Origin of the sequence: Enterovibrio paralichthyis (genome assembly GCF_019209835.1) — a bacterium.
In the GTDB taxonomy this organism is placed as follows: domain Bacteria; phylum Pseudomonadota; class Gammaproteobacteria; order Enterobacterales; family Vibrionaceae; genus Enterovibrio; species Enterovibrio paralichthyis.
In genome coordinates, this window is the sequence record NZ_JAHUTS010000063.1 from 1 (window position 1) to 1,155 (window position 1,155).

2 tRNA genes and 1 rRNA gene are annotated in these 1,155 nt (G+C 48.2%); all 3 read right to left on the reverse strand.

Annotated features, from left to right (window positions below):
- Positions 1–365 precede the first annotated feature (365 nt).
- Positions 366–441 (reverse strand) — tRNA-Ala (locus KU854_RS24655).
- A 33-nt stretch (positions 442–474) separates the two neighbouring features.
- Positions 475–551, reverse strand: a tRNA-Ile gene (locus KU854_RS24660).
- A gap of 66 nt (positions 552–617) precedes the next feature.
- A 16S ribosomal RNA gene (locus KU854_RS24665) occupies positions 618–1,155 on the reverse strand; the annotation flags it as partial.

The following is a 1,155-nucleotide window of genomic DNA, read 5'->3' on the forward strand; positions in this document are numbered from 1 at the left end:
AAGGCATCCACCGTGTACGCTTAGTCACTTAACCATACAACCCCAAGAGGTTTCGTATGTTTTCGTTTGCTTTCACTTTTTGAAAGTGAAGACAAAACAGCAACCAAGGTTGTTCTTAACAAGAACAGGTTCATCTTTCGATGAACGATTTCGCCGGACTCAAATATTGTTCATTCCTCATTGAGAAATGAAACCAAGAACACTTGAATGTGTTTTTTGTTAACTCCGTAGAGTCAACATTTGAGAACTTTACAAACAAACTTAAAAAGTTTGTTTAGTCAGCTTTCCAGATTTTTAAAGAGCAATGTGATGTTCCCTTTCGGGTAACCACTTTTTAAGAACACTTAGCAAATGTGCTTAAAGAGTGGTGGAGCTATGCGGGATCGAACCGCAGACCTCTTGAATGCAAATCAAGCGCTCTCCCAGCTGAGCTATAGCCCCACATCAATACTTAGTTTACCAACCGCAAAGGATTGGTGGGTCTGAGTGGACTTGAACCACCGACCTCACCCTTATCAGGGGTGCGCTCTAACCACCTGAGCTACAGACCCGCTAAGTATGTTCTTTTTCTTTTTGACCGTAGCAATCTGTGTGGACACTAGCATTAATAGTATCGTTAAGGAGGTGATCCAGCCCCAGGTTCCCCTAGGGCTACCTTGTTACGACTTCACCCCAGTCATGAACCACACCGTGGTAAACGCCCTCCCGAAGGTTAAGCTATCTACTTCTGGTGCAGCCCACTCCCATGGTGTGACGGGCGGTGTGTACAAGGCCCGGGAACGTATTCACCGTGGCATTCTGATCCACGATTACTAGCGATTCCGACTTCATGGAGTCGAGTTGCAGACTCCAATCCGGACTACGACATACTTTCTGGGATTCGCTCCACCTCGCGGTCTCGCTGCCCTCTGTATATGCCATTGTAGCACGTGTGTAGCCCTACTCGTAAGGGCCATGATGACTTGACGTCGTCCCCACCTTCCTCCGGTTTATCACCGGCAGTCTCCCTGGAGTTCCCGACATTACTCGCTGGCAAACAAGGATAAGGGTTGCGCTCGTTGCGGGACTTAACCCAACATTTCACAACACGAGCTGACGACAGCCATGCAGCACCTGTCTCAGAGCTCCCGAAGGCACACCAGAATCTCTTCCGGC